This window comes from Flavobacterium sp. 120, from assembly GCF_003633605.1.
GTDB lineage: Bacteria > Bacteroidota > Bacteroidia > Flavobacteriales > Flavobacteriaceae > Flavobacterium > Flavobacterium algoritolerans.
In genome coordinates this window covers 366,448-383,571 of record NZ_RBKZ01000001.1, presented here as the reverse complement: position 1 = coordinate 383,571, position 17,124 = coordinate 366,448, and the positions used below count along the sequence as shown (strand labels likewise).

Sequence of the window (17,124 nt, the reverse complement as noted above, 5' to 3'; positions counted from 1 at the left end):
ATTACAAAGAATTCCTGGCTATAATTCAGACGCGATACATCGCGTCTCTACGTTACATTGTCGCTGTTGATACTCTAGGTTTATACTCCTTTGCGATATCAGCAATCAACTTGATGTGCTCTGGCGTTGTTCCGCAACAACCGCCTATGATATTTACTAAATTGTCATCTAAATATTCTTTGATGAAAGCTTGCATCTGTTCTGGCGTTTCATCGTACTCACCAAATGCATTTGGTAATCCTGCATTAGGATGTGCCGAAACATTGAATGACGTATTATGCGCCAAAGTCTGTAGATATGGTTTCAGTAAATCAGCTCCCAAAGCACAATTGAAACCTACGCTCAATAATGGAATGTGCGAAACCGAAACCAAAAAAGCTTCTACGGTTTGACCCGAAAGTGTTCTCCCTGATGCATCCGTAATCGTTCCTGAAACCATGATTGGAATATCGATATTGCGTTCGTCTTTGACTTCTTCAATAGCGAAAAGTGCTGCTTTTGCATTTAAAGTGTCGAAAATAGTTTCTACCAAAAGCAAATCACTTCCTCCATCAATCAACGCTTCTACTTGTTGTTTGTAAGCAATACGTAAATCATCGAACGTTACAGCTCTATATCCAGGATCATTTACATCTGGTGACATGCTGGCCGTTCTGTTTGTTGGTCCTATTGAACCGGCTACAAAACGAGGTTTATCCGGATTTTTGGCTATGAATTCATCGGCTACTTCACGGGCAATTCTTGCTGATTCATAGTTGAGTTCGTATACCAAATCTTCCAGATGATAATCGGCCATTCCGATAGTAGTTCCAGAAAAAGTATTGGTTTCAACAATATCCGCTCCTGCTTCAAAATAAGCTGCGTGAACGGCACGAATCGCTTGTGGTTGCGTTAATGACAATAAATCGTTGTTCCCTTTTAAGGAATGTGGAAAATCTTTGAAACGTTCTCCTCGAAAATCTTCTTCGGAAAAATTGTAGCGTTGCAACATGGTTCCCATAGCTCCATCGAGTATGAGTATGTTTTTTTTAATAGCTTCTTGAATTGTTGACATCTTTTGTTTTATTCTCGCAAAACATTATAGTATTAAGCGCTTATTATTAATTCCAAAAGTTCAATATATTAGCTCTTTAGCCCCGATTACCTCACTTAATTACTATTTTCATAGGAGTTCGATGAACTACGTTTGCAGTGAAAATCCTTTCTCGTCCTGAACTTGTTTCAGGGTGAGAAAGATTGCAACGAAAAGCGGGAACGGTATTAACAAAAAAACGCCAATTGTTCGCTCCTGATACTGAAATAAATTCAGTAAGCTAAATATCGATATGTTGTCAAGAAAGGGTTTGAGAAATACTAAGTGAGTATTCGTGTGTTATCTATCTTAAATACTGAAACTGGTTCTGTATAAAGTAGAATGTAGCACCTTCTTTAAAGATAAAGGGTTGCTAAGGTTTCATTGGGTCTTTCCCTCCGCCTTTCGTGATAACTTTCAATAAATATATGAACAGTGCAAAGTAAAGACATAGCGCTAATACTTGCAAGTATTAGCGCTATATTTTTTAACTAGTTTGTATTATGTTGTTAAACTATGGCTTTCACCACGGCTTTTGGAGCTTCTTTACGGGTTCCGTCAAATCCGTCAACACCAGAAACTGTAGTGTATTTCAATACATATTTCTTACCTGGATTGATGATTTGGTAGGCTGCCTGACACATTAATGTGGCTTCGTGGAAACCACAAAGAATCAATTTCAGTTTTCCCGGATAGGTATTTACGTCACCAATGGCAAAAATCCCTGGAATGTTCGTTTGGTAATCCAAAGCATTATTTACTTTGATGGCATTTTTTTCAATGTCCAATCCCCAGTCTCCGATAGGACCTAATTTTGGTGTTAATCCAAAAAGTGGAATAAAATAATCCGTCGCAATGGTTCTATGTGCGCCATTTTCCTCAATATCAATTGACTCTAAATGTTCCGCTCCGTTTAAACCAACTACTTCTGCAGGCGTAATCATTTTTATTTTCCCTGAGTTCTTCAATTCCTGTACTTTTTCTACAGAATCTAAAGCCCCTCTGAATTCGTTTCTACGGTGAATCAAAGTTACCTCAGAAGCAACATTCGACAAGAAAATACTCCAGTCCAAAGCAGAATCTCCTCCTCCGGCTATTACTACTCTTTTGTCTCTGAATTTTTCCGGATTTTTGATAAAGTATTTAATTCCTTTATCCTCGTAAAATTCGATGTCTTCAATCAATGGTTTTCTTGGTTCAAAACTTCCTAAACCACCTGCAATTGCTACCACAGGGGCATGGAATTTTTTTCCTTTATTTGAAGTCACAATAAAACTTCCGTCTTCTTGTTTTTCAATGGTTTCTGCACGTTCTCCCAGTGTGAATCCTGGTTCGAATTGCTTGATTTGTTCCATTAAATTATCTACTAAATCTCCGGCTAATACTTCCGGAAAACCTGGAATATCATAAATAGGTTTTTTTGGATATAATTCAGATAATTGTCCGCCTGCTTGTGGCAAAGCATCTAAAATATGACATTTCAGTTTTAACAATCCTGCTTCAAAAACTGCAAATAAACCCGTAGGTCCGGCTCCTATTATAAGTATGTCTGTTTTAATCATTTTTTTATTCTTTATGTAATGTAATTGTGCTAAACTATTTAATTGCAAATTAACGATTGATTTTTACTACTTTCAATGATAAATATCATTCGCTATTTTGTGCTGTTTTTATTCTTTATTTTTTAATGCTTCGGTGATTTCGTTCATCTTTTGTACTTTTTCTTCGAAATTTCCTTTTAGTGTCTTGCGATATTCATTCAGGTTTTCGACCATTTTATTAATATCGTCTGGAATTATTTCTTCGAAAAACTCCCGTAATCTTTTGGCAGTTGTCGGTGATTTTCCATTAGTTGAAATAGCGATTTTTACATTTCCTTTGGTTACAATTCCGCCCAAATAATAATCACACAAATCTGGTGTATCAGCAATGTTGCAAATCAAATATCTTTTTCGAGACAAATCAAATACTCGTTTATTGACTTTTAAATCATCGGTACAAGCAATTACCATGTGGCGTTTTTTCAATATTTTTTTCTTGAACTTGGCTTTAGTCAATTTCACCGAAGGATGTCTTTCGACCAATTCTTCCAGTTCCGGCAAAAACCTTGGTGCAACTACCTCAACATTCGCATTCGGACTTGATTTCAACATGAAAGATAATTTTTCTAAACCCACGTTTCCTCCACCTACAATCAACACGTTCAGGTTTTGTAGTTTTAAAAAAACAGGATATAATTCATTTCTTTCCATTATAATCGTATTTCGTTTGATAGAAATTCTTCGTAAAATCCTTTCAACTTATTACTTTCTTTAACCACTTCGCCAATGACAATTATTGCTGGCGAACTTAATTTATTCTCAGCTACAACTACTTGAATTGTGTCAATCGTTCCAACTCCAATTTTTTCTTGTGGAGTAGTTCCATTTTGAATAATTGCAACGGGAGTTTCTCCTTTGGATTCTTTTTGGAACAAAGAAACAATATGTGATAATTTGCTCATTCCCATCAAAATAACAACTGTTGCTGACGATTGCGCTGCTAATGCAACATCATTAGACAAATTCCTATCAGAAGTTGTACCAGTAATTACCCAAAAACTTTCTGAAACACCTCTTTTTGTCAAAGAAATTCCTTGGTAAGCGGGAACTGCAATCGAAGATGAAATTCCGGGCACTACAAATGTAGGGATTCCAAAACTTTCTGCGAATTCTATTTCTTCGCTTCCACGTCCAAAAATAAATGGATCTCCACCTTTTAATCTAACGACATTTCCGTACGTAAGCGCATTATCAACAATCAACTGATTGATTTGGTCTTGCGTATATTCATGGCAACCTTTTCGTTTACCCACAAATATTTTGATGGCACTTTTTGGCGCATGAATCATTATTTCATCATTGGCCAGCGCATCATACAAAACCACATTCGCTTCAGCAAGTGCTTTTACTCCTTTCAGAGTAAGCAAATCCGGATCGCCAGGACCAGCGCCTACTAAAGTTATTTTTGGTTGTATTGTATTATGCATTAGCTAAATCTTTTGCTCTGTATTTTTCTATGTTTTCAAAAAAGGCAACTCCTTCTTGAATGTATTTTTGCGCAAATTCCGCAGAAGGCTCATTCGCTCTGATTTGGTATACTAAATCTTTGAACGTTGAATTCAACTCAATTTTATTGCTTTCGATAAAAACGGTGTCAAACAAATCGATAATTCCTGCATGGTGATTTGTTTTTTGGTTTTCAGCAAGCAATAATGCTTTAGCTCCATTTACAAATCCTGCGTATGCTAAATAAATTGCATCAGCCCATTTTCCTTCATCAAAAGCTTCTTGTGCGAAAGTCATTTTGTCTTTGGCTTCTAATATTAAAGTAGCTACTAAATCAATTACTACACCAGCACATTCTCCTACTCCAACTGCTTTCACGTAGTTATCAGCATTACCCCAATCTACAAAATCAGCTTCGGTAAGATTAGTCAAATCGGCTAATGGTTTCAAAAATTCGTAGAAATATTTTTCGCCTTTTGTATCATAATAATTCAAGAATGATTGTCCGTTTCCGTTCGCTTCAAAATCATTTAAGATGAAACGCAACGCATCAGGTCCTCTTCTACTTGGAATTTTGATTACTTTATCCGAAAATCTTCCGTTTCCGTTTCCTAAATTTCCTCCGCCTAATAAAACTTGAAGAGCTGGCGCCACTAATTTTCCTGAATTGATAGACATTCCCTGGAAACCAATTTCGGCCATATTGTGTTGTCCACAAGCATTCATACAACCACTGATTTTAATCGTGATTTCTTGATTGTTGCTGTATTGTGGATATTCAGTTTCTAAAACTCTTTCTAATTCTACTGCGATTCCGGTACTGCTTGCAATTCCTAAATTACACGTATCTGTTCCCGGACAAGCCGTAATATCTGAAATGGTATTGTAACCCAAAGCCACAAAATCTAATTTGGCTAATTCTTGGTAGAAAAAAGGCAAATTTTCTTCTTTTACGTTTCGAATTAAAATGTCTTGTCTCAACGTAAAACGCAACTCATTAGCCGCATAATTTTTAATCAAATCTGCTAATAATCTTGCTTTATCGGTATAAAAATCCCCCAATAAAACTTTGATTCCAATCGCTACATAACCCGCTTGTTTTTGCGCGATTACATTTGATTTTTTCCAAGCTTCGAAAGCTGCTGTGTCTTCGATTACTACTTTTGGAACTTCCAATAAAGGAGCTGGAATTGCACCATCAAAAGCAGTTGTATCGATTTCAACTGTTTGGTAAGACAAGGCTTTTTTCTCTTCTTCCACCAATCGTAAAAACTCGTCTCTTCCCAAATCTTTGATTAGGAATTTCATACGTGCTTTTAAACGTTTTGCTCTTTCGCCATAGCGGTCAAAAATTCTCAAAACGCCTTCAGTTGTTGGAATAATTTGGTTTACCGGAATAAATTCAGAAAGCAATTCGGCATGACTTGGTTGAGAACCTAATCCTCCACCTAACATTACTTTGAAGCCTCTTTCGCCGTTTACAATTTTTGGAATAAATCCTAAATCATGCAAATAACTTAATCCTGTATCTTTATCTGAAGACGAAAATGACATTTTGAATTTACGTCCCATCTCTTGACAAACCGGGTTTCTCAAGAAAAACTGAAACAACGCATGCGCATAAGGCGACACATCAAAAGGTTCTTCTCCATCGATTCCTGCCGTTTCACTAGCCGTAATATTTCTCACGGTGTTTCCACAAGCTTCACGAAGTGTAACATCATCTTTCTCTAATTCTGCCCAAAGTTGTGGCGTTCTGTCCAAACTTACATAGTGAATCTGGATATCCTGACGCGTTGTAATGTGCAAACGTCCGGTTGAATATTCATCAGAAACTTTAGTAATTCGCAACAATTGTTCGCTGGTCACTTTACCAAAAGGCAATTTGATACGAATCATTTGTACACCTTCCTGACGCTGACCATAAACTCCTCTCGCCAAGCGAAGGCTACGGAAACGTTCGTCATCAATTTTTCCGTCACGGAATAAAGCAATTTTTCTTTCTAAATCGATAATGTCTTTTTGGACAATCGGATTTTCTATTTCGGTTCTAAAACTTTCCATCTGTGTGTTGTTTTTGGCAAAAGTTAGATTTAGTTTATAAATCCAACTCCAGCAGTTGTGTTGGTTGCAGCATCAATTAAAATAAAAGCGCCGTTTGATTTGTTGTCATTATAGGCATCAAAATACAAAGCTTTGCTTAATTTAATATTTACTTCGCCTATTTCATTTATAGCCAATTGAGTCGCTGGTGTAACTCCAGAATAATCTGTAGCGATTACGTTTTTCACGCTTTCAATTTTTGCCAAAACTCTGTTGGTATTGTGTTGTACCAAATATTTTGTTCCTGGAACTAACTTTTTGCTGTCCATCCAACAAATCGTTGTATTGATATCTTTTTCGATTTTAGGCAACTCATCCGATTTTACAATCATGTCTCCTCTTGTAACATTGATATCATTTTCCAATTCTAAAGTAATCGAAGAACCTGCTGTCGCTTCATCAAATTGCTGATCGAAAAAGTGAATATTAGTCACTTTAGATTCTGTCAAAGAAGGAAGAACCGTTACCGCATCACCCACTTTAATATTGTTCCCGTATAATTTTCCGGCATATCCTCTAAAATCATGATACTCTTCCGTTTTTGGTCTGATAACCGTTTGAACTGGGAAACGTGCTTTTCCTGTTTCAAAAATATCTTCTGGCTCTAAAGCTTCTAAATGTTCCAAAACCGTTTGTCCTGTGTACCAAGGCATGTTCTCTGATTTATCCGCAACGTTTCCTCCGTTAATAGCACTCAACGGAATGTAACTTACGTTTTGCTCTTTGAATGAACTTTTGCTGTTCAATGCCTGAAAATCAGCTTTGATTTTGTTGTATACTTCTTCCGAATAATCAACCAAATCCATTTTGTTTACCGCAACAATCACTTCTTTTACTCTCAATAAATTATTGATAAAAAAGTGTCTGTACGTTTGCTCAATAACTCCTTTACGAGCATCAATCAAAATGATAGAAACTTGCGAAGTTGAAGCTCCCGTAACCATGTTACGAGTATATTCTACGTGACCCGGAGTATCGGCAATAATGTAACTTTTCTTAGCTGTCGAAAAATAAATATGAGCTACATCAATCGTGATTCCTTGTTCTCTCTCAGCAACCAAACCATCAGTAGCTAATGAAAAATCAAGATAATCATATCCTTTTTGTTTGCTGCTTTTTTCTATTGCTTCAATCTTATCTGTAGTCAACGATTTTGTATCGTATAATAATCTCCCGATTAAGGTACTCTTTCCGTCATCTACACTTCCTGCTGTTGCTATTTTTAAAACTTCCATTCCTTGTTTTTTGTTTGAAGTTTAAAAGTTTAAGGTTTTCAAAACACCTTATGTAAACTTCTAAATTTGATTTTTTTATTTTAAATGTTGAATTATAAATTTTAAATGTCTCGGAACAATTCATAATTTATAATTCATACCTTATAATTGTTTTCTAAAAGTATCCTTGTTGTTTTCTTTTTTCCATCGCGGCTTCAGAACGTTTGTCATCAATTCTGGCTCCTCTTTCTGAAATAGTTGAAGATCTGATTTCGCCTACTACTTCTTGAATTGTTGCTGCGTAAGAATCAACAGCTGCCGTACAACTCATGTCTCCAACAGTTCTAAAACGAACAATTCTTTCTTCAATTTCTTCATCTTCTTCTTGGTATACAAATGGAGAATGTGACCAAATCATACCATCTCTCAAGAATACTTTACGTTTATGTGAAAAGTAAATCGATGGAATTTCGATTTGCTCTTGCTCAATATAACTCCACACATCTAGTTCAGTCCAGTTCGAAATTGGGAAAACACGAACGTTTTGACCATTTTCAATTTTTCCGTTCAAAATATCAAACAATTCCGGACGTTGGTTTTTCTCATCCCATTGACCAAAATCATCACGAACAGAGAAAATACGTTCTTTAGCTCTAGCTTTTTCTTCATCACGACGCGCACCACCAATACAAGCATCAAATTTAAATTCTTCGATTGCATCCAAAAGTGTAGTCGTTTGCAAACTGTTTCTGCTGGAATATTTTCCAGATTCTTCCACCACTTTACCTTCGTCAATAGCATCCTGAACATTACGAACGATTAATTCCAATCCTAATTCAGCAACTAATTTGTCTCTAAATTCAATTGTTTCCGGAAAATTGTGTCCAGTATCAACGTGCAACAATGGAAAAGGGATTTTTGCAGGAAAAAATGCTTTTTGCGCTAAACGCACCAATGTAATCGAATCTTTTCCTCCAGAGAAAAGTAAAACCGGCTTGTCAAATTGAGAAATTACTTCTCTAAATATGTATATCGCTTCGCTTTCTAAAGCGTTTGTTTTTAATATGGTACTCATTATTATTTGGTAATTTGTTTATTTGTTTATTCGGTTAAACGACCAAACAGATAAACGATTAAACTTTTTATTTTTGGTGTAAACCACATTCTTTATGACTTGATTCCCATGACCATCTTCCTGCTCTGATATCTTCGCCTTCGGCTATAGCTCTTGTACAAGGCGCACAACCAATGCTTACAAACCCTTTTTTATGTAAAGCGTTTTGTGGCACATTATTTTTTTCTAAATAATCCTCCACTTCTTTCAAAGTCCATTTTAATAATGGATTGAATTTTATGATATTGAAATGAGCATCGTATTCAAAGGCTGCCAAATCATTTCTGTTTTCTGATTGCTCGGCTCTCAAACCGGTGATCCAAATTTCATTTCCTTTTAAAGCTTTAGTCAACGGTGCTACTTTTCGAATGAAACAACATTCTTTTCTGTTTTCCACCGATTCGTAAAAGCTATTTGGTCCTTTTTGATTTAACAAATTTTCAACTTCAGAAGCTTCCGGAAAATAAACTTTAATTTCCTTTTTATACTTTTTCAATGTCTTATGAAAAACGTCATACGTCTCTTGAAATAATCTCCCTGTGTCCAATGTAAAAATGGTAATTGGTAAATCATTTTGACCAATCAAAGCCGTAATCACCTGATCTTCCTGCCCAAAAGAAGTAGAGAAAACCACTTTATCTTTGAATTCATTAGCTAAAAACGAAAGTGTTTCTTCAAGTGAAAAATCCTTTGTTTTATCTAATAAAGTATTGGTTATTGCTATGCTCATAATTTCGTTTCTATTTATAATAATTTAGACAGTGTTTTTAAACTCAAAACAATAATTAAAATCCCTACCAAAATCATCATAGGTTTTCTCTTTATTTTATTGACTAAAATAGCGGCAATTGGAGCGGCAATCACACCACCTAAAATCAACCCTATAATCACTTGCCATCCTTGTATTCCTCCAAAAAGCATAAATGTTACACCACTGGCAAAAGCTACTGCAAACTCGGCTGCATTTACAGAACCTATAGTATATCTGGGATTTCTGCCGTTTCCAAGTAAAGTTGAAGTCACAATTGGTCCCCATCCGCCACCACCGACAGCATCCATAAAACCTCCAAAAGAAGCCAAAACACCTAATTTTTTAGTTTTCTTTTTAATGATATTCTTTTTCAATGCTTTTCTAATAATTATAATGGCCAGCGCAATCATATACACGGCTATAAATGGCTTAATTGCATCTCCGTCAATCACATCCGACAGTAAATAAGCACCGGCAATAGAACCTAAAACACCCGGAATTAACAAATGTCTCACTAGCTTTTTATTGATATTCCCAAATCGATGATGAGAAATCGCTGAAGCTCCTGTAGTGAACATTTCAGCAACGTGAACTCCTGTACTGCTTATTGCGGGCGGAATTCCATACGCCAATAAAAAAGAAGTAGAAGTTGCTCCATAACCCATTCCTAAAGTTCCATCCACTAATTGCGCAAATATCCCAATACAGAAAAAGATTAAAAATTCCTGATTAAAACCAGCCAAAAAACCATTCCAAGAAAACTCAGCATAATGATTGTACACTAATGTCGAAAACAACCCTATCAGCAAAACAACAGGAATTACAACCCATAAACGCTCCGCGAAAGTATTTCCCGATTTTACATTGACATTAACCTGTTTCAATTCTTTGTTCATGCTTTTATAATTCAACTGTTTTTTATTATTTAAATCCATTACCCTATCGGAATAGTAGATTACTGTGCAAAAGTAAAACTTTTAACTTAACTACAAAAATTTTTTTGTGATTTATTGTCTAAAATGCAATATCAGCCAGTGTATTGTTTTCCAATATCATAAGCGTATTGTCGCGAACTTCTGTCATTAGTTTACGAACTGCACAAGTGGCCTCATCCGTACAGTCGTCACATGGCTCATAAAAATTGTGGCTGGCACAAGGAAGTAATGCAATTGGCCCTTCGAGAATTCGATAGACATGGGCCATATTTATTTCCTTAGGGTCTTTTATCAGATAATAGCCTCCGCCCTTTCCTTTTTTGGCTCCTAAAAAACCAGAATGGCGTAACAGTAGTAAAATACTTTCCAAAAACTTAATCGAAATATGTTCACTCTTCGCTATTTCAGCAATTTGTATCGGTGTTTGATCTTTCTGGCGTGCCAAAAAAGTCAATGCTTTGATTCCGTATTTTGTTTTTTTTGAAAGCATTTTAAAAGATATAAGATTGAAAATTAACGATTTTTGATTTTAGATTTCAAAGTAATCTGAAATCTACATGTCTTTTATTGCAACAAAAATATACTTTTTGATTTAAGAAATACGGAATAGAAATTAACGATTTTTAAAATGCACAAAATGCGTCTTCAAAAACCGTTAATCTACTCCCGAAACTTCGGGACTAAAACTTTTACGAAAGCGCCTGCTCTAAATCGGCAATAACATCTTTCACCGTTTCCAATCCTACTGAAATACGTACCAAACCATCTGTAATACTCACCGCCAAACGTTCTTCAACTGATAATTTACTATGTGTTGTTGATGCCGGATGCGTTACAATCGTTCTCGTATCACCTAAATTTGGAGACAACGAACATAATTTTATTTTATCCAAAAACGCTCTTCCAGCTTCTATTCCGCCTTTTATTTCAAATGCAACGATGTTACCGCCTAATTTCATTTGCTTTTTGGCAATTTCGTATTGCGGATGCGATTTCAAGAAAGGATACTTCACTTTATTAACCTGGGGATGGCCTTCCAAAAACTCAGCCACTTTCAAGGCATTTTCACAATGTCTATCTAAACGAATCGCCAAAGTTTCTAAACTTTTTGATAATACCCAAGCATTAAATGGAGATAAGGAAGGACCGGTAAGTCGAGAAAACAAATAGATTTTTTGAATCAATTCAGCATCTCCAACGGTAATTCCACCCAAAACTCTACCTTGACCATCTATTAATTTTGTAGCTGAATGCACTACCAAATTTGCACCCCATTTTATCGGTTGCTGTAAATAAGGTGTCGCAAAACAGTTGTCAATAATCAAAATCAAATCATGCTTTTTGGCAATAGCACCTAACAGTTCTAAATCGATAATATCTACCGCTGGATTGGTTGGAGATTCTGCAAAAAGTATCTTTGTATTAGGTTTTATGAAACTTTCAATGGTTTCAGGCTTATCGATGTCAAAATACGATGTTTCAATTCCCCATTTTGGAAAATAATTAATAAACAATGAATGTGTCGCTCCAAAAACACTACTTGCCGAAACAATATGGTCTCCGGAGTTCAACAAAGCAGCCAAAGTTGAATACACAGCCGCCATTCCTGAGGCAAAAGCAAATCCCGATTCAGCACCTTCCATTTTACAAATTTTCTCTATAAATTCGTTGGTATTTGGATTGCTGTATCGGCTATAAATATTTCGATCTTTCTCCTCAGCAAAAGAAGCTCTCATATCTTCGGCATCTTCAAATACAAAACTAGAAGTTAAGTATAAAGGCACAGAATGTTCTTGAAATTGTGTTCTTTCTAATTGGGTACGTATGGCTTGGGTTTCAAAACCAAATTCTTGTTCGTTCATTTTATTTTTTAATTTAAAGTTTAAAGTTGTTTGGATATTCAAATCCAATCTTTAATTAAACTATAATGGTTTATTATTCAAAACTACTTTGTAATGTATCGTTGCGGTTGGCTCTAATGTCTTAGAAACCGAGCAGTATTTTTCAAAAGAAAGTTGTGCGGCTCTCGCTGCTTTTTCTTCATTAATAGGACCTTCCAAAAAGAATACTACTGTAATATCCTTGAATGGTTTCGCTTCTCCTACTTGTACACGTTCCCCTTCAACCTCGGCTTTGAAAGAAGTGATTTCCTGACGTTGTTTTTTCAAAATCGAAATCATATCAATGGCACTGCATCCCGCAACGCCCATTAATACCAATTCCATTGGACTTGCGCCCATATCGTTTCCGCCAAATTCTGGTCGGCTATCTACATTTACTATGTGACCACGTTCGTTTTTTAATTCAAAGTGGAAATTGTCGTTTACTCTATTTAGTGTTATTTTCATATTAATCCCCTCCCCAACCCTTTCGCCACGGCGAAAAGGGAGCCAAGACTGGAGGCTGTCCCTTTTTTAATTAATTATATTTATTCAGACGCGGATAAAACGGATTTGCTATCGCAAAAACTCGGATTTTTGTTTTTTACATCTGAAATCAAAAATCGTTAATCCACAATCTTAAATCTTTACCCTTTATCTGATAATCTCAAAATATCTCCAAAAACGCCTCTTGCCGTTACTGCTGATCCTGCACCTGCGCCTTGAATTACAATTGGTCTGTCTCCATACGATTCTGTATAAATTTCGAAGAAAGAATCCGAACCTTTCAATCCGCCTAAAGCCGTCTCTGAGGGTACAGAAACTAATTTTACTTCCAGATTTCCTTTGTCATTTTGCAAATCACCTGACAATTCACCTATGTATCGCAATACGTGATTTGGTTTTTGTTCGGCTTTTATTTTAGCATAAATTGGATCAAATTCCGTCAATTTATTTAAAAAACTAGAAACATCACCTTCACGTAGATGTTCTGGAATTAAATTTTGAATATCAATTTCTTCAAACTCATTTTGTAAGTCTAATTCTCTTGCCAAAATCAATAACTTTCGACCTACATCATTCCCGCACAAATCTTCTCTTGGGTCTGGCTCAGTATATCCATTATCAATAGCTTCTTTCAATATTTCGCTAAACGGAACGTCTTTCGCAGAAAAATTATTAAACAAATAACTCAATGTTCCTGAGAAAACACCTTTAATCTTCGTGATGTTTTCACCAGAAAGATGCAATAATTTAATTGTATCAATCAACGGTAATCCCGCACCAACATTGGTTTCATAAAGATAACTCTTTTGATTATCCGCTAATACTTTTCGCAATTTTTTATAAAAACTATAACTCAACGTATTGGCCACTTTATTAGAAGAAATCAAATCGAAACTGTTCTCTGCCAAAGGAATGTAATTCTCAACAAATGTGGCACTTGCGGTGTTATCAATCGCAATCAAATTCTCCAAATGATGCTCATTTGCGTAAGCAATTACATCGTCAATAGTATAAGAAAAGCCATTGTTTTGAATCTCGTTTTTCCAATTTGGAGTAACGCCATTTTTATTTAAAAGTACATTACTTGAATTGGCAATAGCAAAAACATTCAGTTTGATGTCTTTCCTTTTTTCGATGGTTGCTGCCGATTCCAATATTTGGTTAATCAACGTTCCACCTACTAATCCATGTCCGAAAATAGCGATATTGATTTTCTTTGAAACTCCAAAAATCTCTCCATGAATTACGTTTAAGGCTTTGTTCAGTTGCGATTTTTTCACAACCAAACTCACGTTTTTACCGGTAACGGTATTATTGAAAAGAATCGGGACAATTTTATTTTTTATCAAAGCCGTATATGGCTTGTGAAACGTGCTCAAATCCTGTCCAATGATAGAAATTACCGAAACATTATCGGTTACCGTAATTTTATTCACATCTTTTGAATAGAAATCATTTTCGAATTCTTTTTCTAATTCAATCATTGCTTTAGTCGCTTTATCAGCGGCAACGACCAAACCAATTCCTCTTTCTGAAGAACCTTGAGAAATGATGCTTACGCTGATATCATTGTCTCCCATCACTCTAAAAATACGGGCATCAACGCCAGTTTTTCCCAGCAATCCTCTTCCTTCCAGATTAACTAATGATACATTTTCAAGTACCGAAAGTGTTTTAATTCCTTCTTTATTAGAATTGGATGTGATTAATGTTCCTTTATTTTCGTGGTTGAATGTGTTCAAAATACGAAGTGGAATGTTTTTTTCCAACAAAGGAATAATGGTTTTTGCATGAAGAATTGTTGCTCCAAAATTAGCCAACTCATTCGCCTCGTTAAAAGTCAAATGGTCGATTTTCTTAGCATCAAGCACCAATTCAGGATTTGCGGTATAAATTCCGTCAACGTGTGTATAATTCTGTAATTCGTCAGCATTTAAGTAATTCGCAATCAGTGAAGCAGTGTAATTACTACCGTTTCTTCCTAAAGTGGTCGTGTCATTATTATTATTAGAACCAATGAAACCGGTAACAATATTCACGGTAGTTCCGTTATTTTGTTTGAAATAGTTGATGACATTTTTCTTCGAAATTTGTTCCAAAGGTTGTGCATCACCAAATTTCGAATCTGTTTTTATCAATTCGCGAGTATCCGCAAAACGAGCATTTATTCCATTTTCAACTAAAATAGCCGTCAGTAATTTTGCAGAAAGCAGCTCCCCTTTTGATAAAATCTGGTCTTTAATTTTATTGCTGTAATCACCAATTAAGCTTACGCCTTCGAATAATTTTTCTAAGACATTGAATTCCTCAGATAAATCTACCTCTTGGTAATCGTCTTGTTGGTATTTTTTAAAGTCCTCAAAAAAGGGTTTGTAATCTCCGTTTTTAGAAGCAATACCTAAAATTTCTTCTAATTCATCTGTAGCATTTCCACGTGCCGATACTACAATTGCAATTTCTTCTCCTTGATTTACTTTATCGGTAATAATTGCAACTACTTTATTTATTCCGTCGCCATTCGATAAAGATTTACCTCCAAATTTTAATATTTTCATTGTGTTGTGTTTTTTTGGCTTAGAATATATCCTGAAGCAAATTGTGTAATTGTTTGTATTCTATCAAAAAAGCGTCGTGTCCGTGAATGGAAACGATTTCCTGATAGGTGACATTATTTTTATATTTTTTTAATTCCTCGTAAGTCGCTTTATTTTCATTTGCCGTAAAAAACAAGTCAGAATTGATTCCGATGATATGAATATCAGCTTCAATTTTTGACGTTATTTCTTCAAATGAATTGCTGTTTCTGGTAATATCTATCGTTTTCAACAATTGATTCATCATTTTATAAGACGAAATTTGAAACCGTTTTTGAAGTTTTTTACCGTGATGATCCAGCCAACTTTCAACATTGAAAATGGCTAATTCCTCATTAGTGGTTCTCTGAAATTTTGCAGTAAAAGATTCTGGAGTTCGGTAGCAAAGCATGGCATGAATTCGAGCGTCTTCAATAGGTTTTGAAGAATTCTTTAGAATTTGCTCCTGCAAAAAGCAATTGGCAATTAACCAGTCTGTCGATTTCCAATCGGTTGCGATAGGAATTAAATGTTGCGTGATTTTTGGTTCTAAAGCAACCAATTCCCAAGCAATTCCTCCGCCAACAGAACCGCCAATAATAGCATAAAGCTGTTTGATTTTAAGAAAATGAATGCCTTCAATAAAAATTCTGGCAATATCTCTGGTAGTAAAATCCGAATAATTTTCAATAACGGCATCATCAAAGCCATTTCCCGGAACATTAAAAGCCAGTATTGTATATGTATTGGTATCGATAGTTTTGTGCGCACCAATTAAATCATTCCACCAACCTTTTTCTCCCACAACTTGGGAATTTCCAGTCAATGCATGATTTACCAAAACGATTGGAGCGGTATGTAAAGCCGGTCCAAAAACTTGAAAACTTAAGTTTAAGGTAGGATAAAAAGCCCCACTTTCGGTGGTGAAATTTTGTACGGTAATAGATGTTGGTTTATTTTCCAATTTCAAATCTTTTATGATTTTTGATTTGTGTCTGGAAATATTAGAAAGAAAGCTAGAAGTGAACTAGAAGAATTCTTTGTGTTATCTTTCCTTTAGATTCTGAAATATCCCGAGGATTCGGGACAGAATAAAGGTAGAATGCAGCACCTTCTTCGATAAATCGAAGGGTTGCTAAGGCTTCATCGGGTCTAATCCCTCTGCCTTTCTTTATAACATTTCAATACGTTTTTGAACTTAAAGGCACAAATTAACTACTATTTTTTTAAACAACCAAATTTTTATCAAATTGGTTCTAATTGATTTATTGCAAATTGACTTGAAAAAATCGCACGCATAATTATTATCCCGACGAAAGAGAAAACACCATATTAGGGTTTTATCTTTCGTCGAAATCATAATTTGAGATTTACCATCAAAGATTCAAAAGCTAAAACAACCATCACTTTTTTAAATAAAAAGTTCTTCATTTTCTTTTGAATACATTTGGAACAGCAATGAACTCGGCACTATTTTTTGTGCCAAAGGATCATTTTTTGAAATTTCAAATCTTGGATTAGTCAATTCATTTTTTGAATCGATTTCCTTTTTAGTTTTGGTTCTAAAACTAAAGCTTTTTAGTAACCGAAATGCCTTTGGGAAATGTTTTGATGTGCTCATAATCTTTTAATTTATGATGTTAGTTTTGTTTTAAATTATTTTTGAATTCTGAAATTCTCTATGCTTATTAACTAATCTGAATAAAAAAACCCTTTTAGATGCGTATCCAAAAGGGTTTTTTAAGTTGTGTTATAACTTATACTTTTGGAATCAACAGACACGAACGCACATAATGGCATTGGCGCAAATCATATTTTTGACTTTAAAATTATTTGTATTCTGGATTTTCAGGTTATTCATTCTATGATTAATATTGTTTTATTTTCAGCTAAATAGAGTTCAAAAAAAAAGCCTCCCATTTTTTTGG

At 35.2% G+C, this 17,124-nt stretch carries 15 protein-coding genes and 2 riboswitches; all 15 genes read right to left on the bottom strand.

All coding sequences use genetic code 11. The features are described from left to right. Window positions 1-52 precede the first annotated feature (52 nt). A complete protein-coding gene (locus C8C87_RS01540) occupies window positions 53-1,054 on the bottom strand; it encodes a homocysteine S-methyltransferase family protein (protein WP_121340885.1) in 1,002 nt (333 codons plus the stop codon). Window positions 1,055-1,369: 315 nt separating this feature from the next. Next, a riboswitch (SAM riboswitch) is annotated at window positions 1,370-1,489 on the bottom strand. A 92-nt stretch (window positions 1,490-1,581) separates the two neighbouring features. Beyond that, the gene (locus C8C87_RS01535; RefSeq protein ID WP_099713582.1) at window positions 1,582-2,634 is read right to left on the bottom strand and encodes an NAD(P)/FAD-dependent oxidoreductase; all 1,053 of its coding nucleotides are present in this window, start codon (window positions 2,632-2,634) and stop codon (window positions 1,582-1,584) included. Between the two features lie 108 nt (window positions 2,635-2,742). After that, window positions 2,743-3,324 carry a bifunctional precorrin-2 dehydrogenase/sirohydrochlorin ferrochelatase gene (locus C8C87_RS01530; RefSeq protein WP_121340884.1) on the bottom strand — a complete coding sequence of 194 codons (582 nt, stop codon included), beginning with the start codon at window positions 3,322-3,324 and terminating at the stop codon, window positions 2,743-2,745. Continuing rightward, entirely contained in the window at window positions 3,324-4,100 is a 777-nt protein-coding gene (gene cobA, locus C8C87_RS01525; RefSeq protein ID WP_121340883.1) for a uroporphyrinogen-III C-methyltransferase, read from the bottom strand. The genes C8C87_RS01530 and cobA overlap by 1 nt, the downstream gene beginning before the upstream one ends. Then, on the bottom strand, window positions 4,093-6,183 hold the full coding sequence (locus C8C87_RS01520) for a HEPN domain-containing protein (RefSeq protein ID WP_121340882.1): 2,091 nt from the start codon (window positions 6,181-6,183) through the stop codon (window positions 4,093-4,095). The genes cobA and C8C87_RS01520 overlap by 8 nt, the downstream gene beginning before the upstream one ends. A gap of 29 nt (window positions 6,184-6,212) precedes the next feature. Then, window positions 6,213-7,457, bottom strand: coding sequence for a sulfate adenylyltransferase subunit 1 (locus C8C87_RS01515; RefSeq protein ID WP_121340881.1), 1,245 nt, complete (start codon window positions 7,455-7,457; stop codon window positions 6,213-6,215). Between the two features lie 154 nt (window positions 7,458-7,611). Further along, on the bottom strand, window positions 7,612-8,511 hold the full coding sequence (gene cysD / locus C8C87_RS01510; protein WP_099713587.1) for a sulfate adenylyltransferase subunit CysD: 900 nt from the start codon (window positions 8,509-8,511) through the stop codon (window positions 7,612-7,614). A gap of 67 nt (window positions 8,512-8,578) precedes the next feature. Beyond that, entirely contained in the window at window positions 8,579-9,280 is a 702-nt protein-coding gene (locus C8C87_RS01505; RefSeq protein WP_121340880.1) for a phosphoadenylyl-sulfate reductase, read from the bottom strand. Between the two features lie 14 nt (window positions 9,281-9,294). Next, window positions 9,295-10,197 carry a sulfite exporter TauE/SafE family protein gene (locus C8C87_RS01500; protein WP_099716196.1) on the bottom strand — a complete coding sequence of 301 codons (903 nt, stop codon included), beginning with the start codon at window positions 10,195-10,197 and terminating at the stop codon, window positions 9,295-9,297. Between the two features lie 118 nt (window positions 10,198-10,315). Beyond that, window positions 10,316-10,726, bottom strand: coding sequence for an Rrf2 family transcriptional regulator (locus C8C87_RS01495; RefSeq protein WP_099713589.1), 411 nt, complete (start codon window positions 10,724-10,726; stop codon window positions 10,316-10,318). 199 nt (window positions 10,727-10,925) lie between these two features. Further along, window positions 10,926-12,098, bottom strand: a complete 1,173-nt coding sequence (locus C8C87_RS01490) for a PLP-dependent aspartate aminotransferase family protein (protein WP_121343256.1) — start codon at window positions 12,096-12,098, stop codon at window positions 10,926-10,928. A 60-nt stretch (window positions 12,099-12,158) separates the two neighbouring features. Continuing rightward, window positions 12,159-12,584 (bottom strand): OsmC family protein, encoded by a 426-nt coding sequence (locus C8C87_RS01485; RefSeq protein ID WP_121340879.1) that lies wholly within the window; start codon window positions 12,582-12,584, stop codon window positions 12,159-12,161. Window positions 12,585-12,763: 179 nt separating this feature from the next. Beyond that, the gene (thrA, locus tag C8C87_RS01480) at window positions 12,764-15,178 is read right to left on the bottom strand and encodes a bifunctional aspartate kinase/homoserine dehydrogenase I (protein ID WP_121340878.1); all 2,415 of its coding nucleotides are present in this window, start codon (window positions 15,176-15,178) and stop codon (window positions 12,764-12,766) included. A gap of 19 nt (window positions 15,179-15,197) precedes the next feature. Continuing rightward, the gene (locus C8C87_RS01475) at window positions 15,198-16,160 is read right to left on the bottom strand and encodes an alpha/beta fold hydrolase (protein WP_233549986.1); all 963 of its coding nucleotides are present in this window, start codon (window positions 16,158-16,160) and stop codon (window positions 15,198-15,200) included. A 78-nt stretch (window positions 16,161-16,238) separates the two neighbouring features. Then, window positions 16,239-16,376: riboswitch (SAM riboswitch) on the bottom strand. A 231-nt stretch (window positions 16,377-16,607) separates the two neighbouring features. Beyond that, complete coding sequence (locus C8C87_RS01470) at window positions 16,608-16,817, bottom strand: hypothetical protein (protein ID WP_099713594.1); 210 nt, start codon at window positions 16,815-16,817, stop codon at window positions 16,608-16,610. Between the last annotated feature and the right edge of the window lie 307 nt (window positions 16,818-17,124).

Excerpts from the sequence above, each read along its gene's own strand:
- C8C87_RS01540 (WP_121340885.1), bottom strand. The coding sequence starts at position 1,054 with ATGTCAACAATTCAAGAAGCTATTAAAAAAAACATACTCATACTCGAT.
- C8C87_RS01530 (WP_121340884.1), bottom strand. The coding sequence starts at position 3,324 with ATGGAAAGAAATGAATTATATCCTGTTTTTTTAAAACTACAAAACCTG.
- C8C87_RS01490 (WP_121343256.1), bottom strand. The coding sequence starts at position 12,098 with ATGAACGAACAAGAATTTGGTTTTGAAACCCAAGCCATACGTACCCAA.
- cobA (WP_121340883.1), bottom strand. The coding sequence starts at position 4,100 with ATGCATAATACAATACAACCAAAAATAACTTTAGTAGGCGCTGGTCCT.
- C8C87_RS01500 (WP_099716196.1), bottom strand. The coding sequence starts at position 10,197 with ATGAACAAAGAATTGAAACAGGTTAATGTCAATGTAAAATCGGGAAAT.
- C8C87_RS01515 (WP_121340881.1), bottom strand. The coding sequence starts at position 7,457 with ATGGAAGTTTTAAAAATAGCAACAGCAGGAAGTGTAGATGACGGAAAG.
- C8C87_RS01520 (WP_121340882.1), bottom strand. The coding sequence starts at position 6,183 with ATGGAAAGTTTTAGAACCGAAATAGAAAATCCGATTGTCCAAAAAGAC.
- thrA (WP_121340878.1), bottom strand. The coding sequence starts at position 15,178 with ATGAAAATATTAAAATTTGGAGGTAAATCTTTATCGAATGGCGACGGA.
- cysD (WP_099713587.1), bottom strand. The coding sequence starts at position 8,511 with ATGAGTACCATATTAAAAACAAACGCTTTAGAAAGCGAAGCGATATAC.
- C8C87_RS01535 (WP_099713582.1), bottom strand. The coding sequence starts at position 2,634 with ATGATTAAAACAGACATACTTATAATAGGAGCCGGACCTACGGGTTTA.
- C8C87_RS01470 (WP_099713594.1), bottom strand. The coding sequence starts at position 16,817 with ATGAGCACATCAAAACATTTCCCAAAGGCATTTCGGTTACTAAAAAGC.
- C8C87_RS01485 (WP_121340879.1), bottom strand. The coding sequence starts at position 12,584 with ATGAAAATAACACTAAATAGAGTAAACGACAATTTCCACTTTGAATTA.
- C8C87_RS01495 (WP_099713589.1), bottom strand. The coding sequence starts at position 10,726 with ATGCTTTCAAAAAAAACAAAATACGGAATCAAAGCATTGACTTTTTTG.
- C8C87_RS01505 (WP_121340880.1), bottom strand. The coding sequence starts at position 9,280 with ATGAGCATAGCAATAACCAATACTTTATTAGATAAAACAAAGGATTTT.